The sequence below is a fragment of the Devosia sp. genome (assembly GCF_030689745.1).
Classification (GTDB): domain Bacteria; phylum Pseudomonadota; class Alphaproteobacteria; order Rhizobiales; family Devosiaceae; genus Devosia; species Devosia alba.
Genome location: NZ_JAUYGL010000072.1, coordinates 21,719 through 27,859 on the forward strand (window position 1 = coordinate 21,719; position 6,141 = coordinate 27,859).

The following is a 6,141-nucleotide window of genomic DNA, read 5'->3' on the forward strand; positions in this document are numbered from 1 at the left end:
CAAGACCATCCCAGGGAGGGAATACTCGATGAAACTCTTGAAAATCCTGGCAGCGACCACTGCCATTGCTGCCCTGCTCGCCGGCCCGGCCTTCGCCCAGACCCGCATCGCGCTGGTCGTCAAATCGCTTGGCAATGGCTTCTTTGATGCCGCCAACAAGGGCGCCCAGGAAGCCGCCGCCGAACTCGGTGACGTTGAAGTCATCTATACCGGCCCGACCGCTGCCACTGCCGAGGCCCAGATCGAAGTCATCAACTCGCTGATCGCGCAGCAGGTTGACGCCATCGCCATCTCGGCCAACGATCCCGACGCGCTGGTGCCTGCCCTGCAGAAGGCCATGGAGCGCGGCATCAAGGTGATCAGCTGGGATTCCGGCGTCGCGCCAGAAGGCCGCCAGCTGCACCTCAACCCCTCGGAAACGAACCTGATTGGTGAGACCATCATCAAGCTGGCTGCCGATTACCTGCCAGAAGGCGGCGATGTGGCCATCCTGTCGGCAGCCTCCACCGCAACCAACCAGAACGCCTGGATCGACGCTGCCAAGGCGGCGCTGCCCGAGAAGTTCGCCAATATCAACCTGGTGGCCGTCGTCTATGGCGATGATGACTCGGTCAAGTCGACCGACGAAGCCAAGGGCCTGATCGCCTCCTATCCTGAACTCAAGGCCATCATTGCCCCCACCACCGTTGGTGTCGTGGCGGCGGCGCAGGTCGTGACCGATCAGAACCTGATCGGCAAGATCAACGTGACCGGTCTGGCCCTGCCCAGCGAGTTCAAGCAGTTCATCGACAATGGCGCGAGCCAGGCCGTGGCGCTGTGGAACCCGATCGATCTGGGTTACTCGGCCGTGATGCTGGCCAATGATCTGGTTGAAGGTGCTGAAGCCGCTCCCGGCGCAACGCTCTCGATGGGCCGCATGGGCGAACTGACGCTGGATGATACCAGCTCGGGCGCCATGGCTGCCCCCTTCACCTTCGACAAGTCCAACATCGAAGAATTCTCCAAGATCTACTAGGCGGGATTGGCCCCGGCCGGGGACGATCGAATTCCTGGTCAGGTCGTGATCTGTCCTACCCACCGCACGGCACCTCCCCCTTGACGGGGGAGGTTGGGAGGGGGTGCGAGAGCCCCGATATCGAGGCTACCCCACCCCCTCCCTGACCCTCCCCGCAAGGGGGAGGGTGTCGACTGCACAATCCCGGCAAGCGGAACACTAGATTTATGACCGACCCCATTCTCACCCTGACCGGCATTTCCAAGAGTTTTCCGGGCGTGCGGGCGCTCAATGACGTGTCGCTGGAGCTTTATGCCGGGCAGGTCACCGCGCTGATCGGCGAGAACGGCGCGGGCAAGTCGACATTGGTCAAAACCCTGACGGGTATCTATCAGCCCGACGCCGGCGAAATCCGCGTTGGCGGCCAGATCGTCACCCTGCCCACCGCGCACTCCGCGTCGGCCGTCGGCATCACCGCCATCCATCAGGAAACCGTGCTGTTCGACGAGATGACGGTGGCCGAAAATATCTATCTCGGTCACGCACCAACCAATCGGTTCGGACTGATCGACTGGCGCACCATGCGCAAGGAGGCCCGCGAGACGCTGGATTCCATGGCCGCCGGCATCGACCCGGACATCAAGCTCAAGGAACTCGGCATCGCCAAGAAGCATCTGGTGGCCGTGGCGCGGGCGCTCTCGATTGATGCCCGCGTGGTCATCATGGATGAGCCGACCGCCGCCCTCAGCCAGAAGGAAATCGAGGAGCTCTATGTGCTCATCGAACTGCTGAAGGAAGACGGCAAGGCGATCCTGTTCATCAGCCACAAATTCGATGAAATCTACCGCATCGCCGACCGCTTCACCGTGTTCCGAGACGGCGAGCAGGTCGGCAAGGGGATGATCAGCGAGACCAGCCAGGGCGAGATCGTCCAGTTGATGGTCGGGCGCCCGGTTGAAGGCATCTTCCCTGCGCGGCAAGCTGAAATTGGCGAAGTTGTGCTCGAGGCCCGCGGGCTGAGCCATCCCACCGAGTTTGACGATATTTCCTTCTCGGTGCGTCAGGGCGAAATCCTGGGCTTTTATGGCCTGGTGGGCGCGGGTCGCAGCGAGGTCATGCAGGCCGTGTTCGGCATGACCCAGCCATCGGCCGGCACGCTGGTGCTCAATGGCCAGACCATTGCGCCGAAATCGCCTGCGGACGCGGTCGAGGCCGGCATCGTCTATGTGCCCGAGGAGCGCGGCAAGCAGGGCGTCATTACCGGCGAGCCCATCTTCAAGAATGTCTCGCTCCCCTCGCTGGGCAAGACCAGCAAGTCTGGTTTCCTGCGCCTGGCCGAAGAGTTCGCGCTGACGCGCACCTATACCGAGCGGCTTGACCTGCGCGCCGCCTCGCTCAGCCAGAACGTCTCGACCCTGTCGGGCGGCAATCAGCAGAAGGTGGTGATCGCCAAATGGCTGGCGACCGAACCCAGGGTGATCATTCTCGATGAACCCACCAAGGGCATCGATATCGGCTCCAAGGCGGCCGTGCATGAGTTCATGGCCGAACTGGTCGCCCAGGGGCTCAGCGTCATCATGGTCTCGTCCGAACTACCCGAGGTGCTGGGCATGAGCGACCGCATCGTGGTGATGCGCGAAGGCCGCATGGTCGACACCATTGAAAACAGGGACCTCAAGCCCGAGACGCTGGTGCGTCTGGCGGCCGGTATCCTTGCGGAGCAGGCAGCATGAACCGCCTCTTGAAACACCGTGAAATCTGGCTCGCGCTGGCCATCCTGCTGGTGGTCGTGCTGGTTACCATGCGTTTCTCGCGCTTTTCCCAGCCGGGCAATCTGCTGACCATTTTCAACGACTCCTCGATCCTGATGATGCTGGCGCTGGGTCAGATGGCGGTCATTCTGACGCGCTCCATCGACCTGTCCATGGCAGCCAATCTGGCCCTGACCGGCATGGTCGTGGCCATGCTCAATGCGGCCTTCCCGGGCGTTCCGATCCCGGTATTGATGGCCCTCAGCCTCGTCATTGGCGCTGGCCTTGGCGCCTTCAATGGCGTGCTGGTCTGGAAACTCAACATCCCGCCCATCGTCGTGACCCTGGGCACGCTGACCATTTTCCGAGGCCTGGTGTTCGTCATCTCGGGCGGCGCCTGGGTCAATGCCGCGCAGATGAGCCCCGATTTCATCGCGCTGCAGCGCGGCGTCTTCCTGGGCCTGCCGGTGCTGAGCTGGTTTGCCATCGTGACCGCAGCCCTGTTCTACATTTTGATGACCCGCACCGCGCTGGGCCGCTCGCTCTATGCCATTGGCGTCAATCCGACAGCTTCGGTCTACACCGGCATCGATGTGGGCAAAACCAAGTTCCTGGCGTTCACCATTGCCGGCGCCGTTGCCGGATTCTGCGGCTATCTGTGGATCTCGCGCTATGTGATTGCCTCCACAGAAGTGGCCAGCGGCTATGAGCTGACCATCATCGCCGCCTGTGTGATCGGGGGCGTGTCGATTGCTGGCGGCATTGGCAGCGTCCCGGGCGTGCTGCTGGGCGCGATTTTCCTGGGCGTGATCAACAATGCCCTGCCGGTGATCAACATATCGCCCTTTTGGCAGATGGCCATTTCAGGCGCCGCAATCCTGCTCGCCGTCGTCCTCAACGCCCGCGGCGAGGCCAGCAAGGGGCGGGTGATTTTGAAGAAGGCGGAGGCGGGATCATGACCCACTATCTTGCCCAACCGTCCCCCCTCCTAACCTCCCCCGCAAGGGGGGAGGTACTGCATCCAGCTTTTGGCTGCCTCGTGCCACCATCGCCGGCCCGCACCTCCCCCCTTGCGGGGGAGGTTGGGAGGGGGGATGAGAGCCCGAATTCATTTGGCGGTTCCGCCAATCCTTGCGGAGACGGCCATGACTGACACATCCTCCTACCGCACTCTCCCTGATCGCCTCGACAATCCGCTGAAATCGGCCGTGCTGAGCTGGGAGAGCCTGCTGGTTCTTGTGGCCGTGGCGATCTTCATCGTCAATTCGTTCGCCTCGCCTTATTTCCTCAATGCCTGGAGCCTCTCCGACCTCACCTTCAACTTTACCGAGAAGGCGCTGATCGCCCTGGCCATGGCCTTGCTGATCATTTCCGGTGAGATCGATCTGTCGGTTGCCGCCATCATTTCGCTGGCGTCAACGCTGATGGGGCTGGCCCTGCAATATGGTGCCGATACACCCGTACTGGTCGCCGTTGGTTTGGGCGCCGGCATAGCCTGCGGCGCCTTCAACGGCTTTCTGGTAACCAGGCTCAAGCTGCCATCGATCGTGGTGACCATCGGCACGATGAGCCTGTTTCGCGGCATCAGTTTCATCATCCTGGGTGACCAGAGCTTCAAGGGCTATCCGGCCAGTTTTGCCTGGTTGGGGCAGGGCTATGTGGGCTGGGTGATCTCGTTCGAGCTGGTCCTGTTTGCAGTCTGCGCCATCATCTATTGGGTGCTGCTGCACCGCACCAATTTCGGTCGTCGCGTCTTCGCCATCGGCAATAATGACGTCGCCGCCCGGTTCTCCGGCGTCCGCGTCGACAAGATCAAGTTTATCCTGTTCTGCCTGACCGGGCTGATGAGTGGCATGGCCGCCGTACTGCTGACGGCCCGGCTGGGTTCCACCCGTCCCTCGATTGCCGAAGGCTGGGAGCTCGAAGCCATCACCATGGTGGTGCTCGGCGGGGTTTCCATTCTGGGCGGTGCCGGTTCGATCATCGGCGTGGTGCTGGCTGCCCTGATCATGGGTCTGGTGACCTTTGGTCTGGGCCTGCTCAACGTGCCGGGCATTGTCATGTCGATCTTTACCGGCAGCCTGCTGATTGTCGTCATTGCGCTGCCCATTCTGTTCCGCATGTGGCGGCAGCGCGCATGATCACCAATGGCGACTATGAAAAGCACGCCTTCAAGATGCAGCTCAATCCGGGCATGGCAGCCGAATACCGCAAGCGCCATGACGAGATCTTTCCCGAACTGGTCGAACTGCTGCACGCGGCGGGGGTGAAGGATTATTCCATCCATCTCGACCCCGAGACCAATATCCTGTTCGGCGTGCTCTGGCGCCGCACGGATCACACCATGGCCGACCTTCCCAACACCGCCATCATGCAGCGTTGGTGGGCGCACATGGCCGATGTGATGGCCACCAATGATCAGCATGAACCCATCTCGACTGATCTGGTACCGATGTTCTGGATGAAATGAGCCGCACGCTCGGTTGATTATTTGGGGCATGCCAACCAGCCGGTTTTGCACTAGCCTGTCGGCATGAATGAATTTGTCATGCCGGTGCGATCAGATCCCATTACGCTCAACGGCAAGCCGTTGCGCTTTGTCGATATCGCCCGGATCGGCGCCCGCCAGGGGAGCCTGATTGCCGACGACGCGGCCCTGAAGCGGGTGGCCAGTGCCCGTATCGTCGTCGAGCAGACCATGGCCAGCGGCCAGGCTGTTTATGGCGCCACCACCGGCGTGGGCGCCATGAAAGACGTCGAGTGGACGCCTGACCAGCTCGACGTGTTCAATCTCGGCCTGGTCCGCGCCCATCACTTTGGCACCGGCGAGGCCTTTTCCAGCGAAATCGTTCGCACCGCCATGGCCATTCGCGTCAATATGGCGCTGACCGGGCGGGTCGGCTGCACCACCCATCTGGTGCAGGCCTATCTCGCCGTGCTCGCCCATGACGTGGTGCCGGTGGTGCGCCGCACCGGATCGATCGGTTGCGCCGATATCGGTCTGATGGGGCAGATCGGCGCCGTGTTGACGGGCGCCGGCGAAGCCACATTTGACGGGCGACGCATGCCGGCCAGCGACGCCCTGGCCCAGGCTGGCCTGAAGCCGTTCCGCCTCGCCCCGCGCGACAGCCTGGCCTCGATTTCGACCAATGCCGTGGGCTATGCCGCCGCCGCCAATGCCATTCGCGACGCGGCCAAGACGGTGCGCGTCATGCTCGCCACCGGGCTGACAACGGCGGGAGCGCTCGGCGCGTCGCGTGATCCCTGGAAGGCAGTGGCCCATGTTGGCACTGAGCGCGAGGCCGGCATTGGCGCCTGGCTCTATTTCAATGCCATGGGCTGGGACTGGCCCAACGCCACCCATATTCAGGACCCCCTCAGCCTGCGCATGATGAG

Annotated in this window: 6 protein-coding genes; all 6 read left to right on the plus strand. The window is 62.4% G+C overall.

What is annotated here, in order from left to right:
* Positions 1–28 precede the first annotated feature (28 nt).
* Complete coding sequence (gene rhaS / locus Q8O80_RS06220; protein WP_305578049.1) at positions 29–1,015, plus strand: rhamnose ABC transporter substrate-binding protein; 987 nt, start codon at positions 29–31, stop codon at positions 1,013–1,015.
* Between the two features lie 206 nt (positions 1,016–1,221).
* Positions 1,222–2,727, plus strand: a complete 1,506-nt coding sequence (locus tag Q8O80_RS06225; RefSeq protein WP_305578051.1) for a sugar ABC transporter ATP-binding protein — start codon at positions 1,222–1,224, stop codon at positions 2,725–2,727.
* Positions 2,724–3,704 (plus strand): ABC transporter permease, encoded by a 981-nt coding sequence (locus Q8O80_RS06230; RefSeq protein WP_305578053.1) that lies wholly within the window; start codon positions 2,724–2,726, stop codon positions 3,702–3,704. The genes Q8O80_RS06225 and Q8O80_RS06230 overlap by 4 nt, the downstream gene beginning before the upstream one ends.
* Before the next feature lie 186 nt (positions 3,705–3,890).
* Positions 3,891–4,886: an ABC transporter permease gene (locus Q8O80_RS06235; RefSeq protein ID WP_305578055.1), complete on the plus strand. Its 996-nt coding sequence runs from the start codon at positions 3,891–3,893 to the stop codon at positions 4,884–4,886.
* Positions 4,883–5,215 (plus strand): L-rhamnose mutarotase, encoded by a 333-nt coding sequence (rhaM, locus tag Q8O80_RS06240; protein WP_305578057.1) that lies wholly within the window; start codon positions 4,883–4,885, stop codon positions 5,213–5,215. Before Q8O80_RS06235 ends, rhaM begins: the two co-directional genes overlap by 4 nt.
* A 78-nt stretch (positions 5,216–5,293) precedes the next feature.
* The coding region (locus Q8O80_RS06245) for an aromatic amino acid lyase (RefSeq protein ID WP_305578059.1) at positions 5,294–6,141 on the plus strand (848 nt) is incomplete at its 3' end.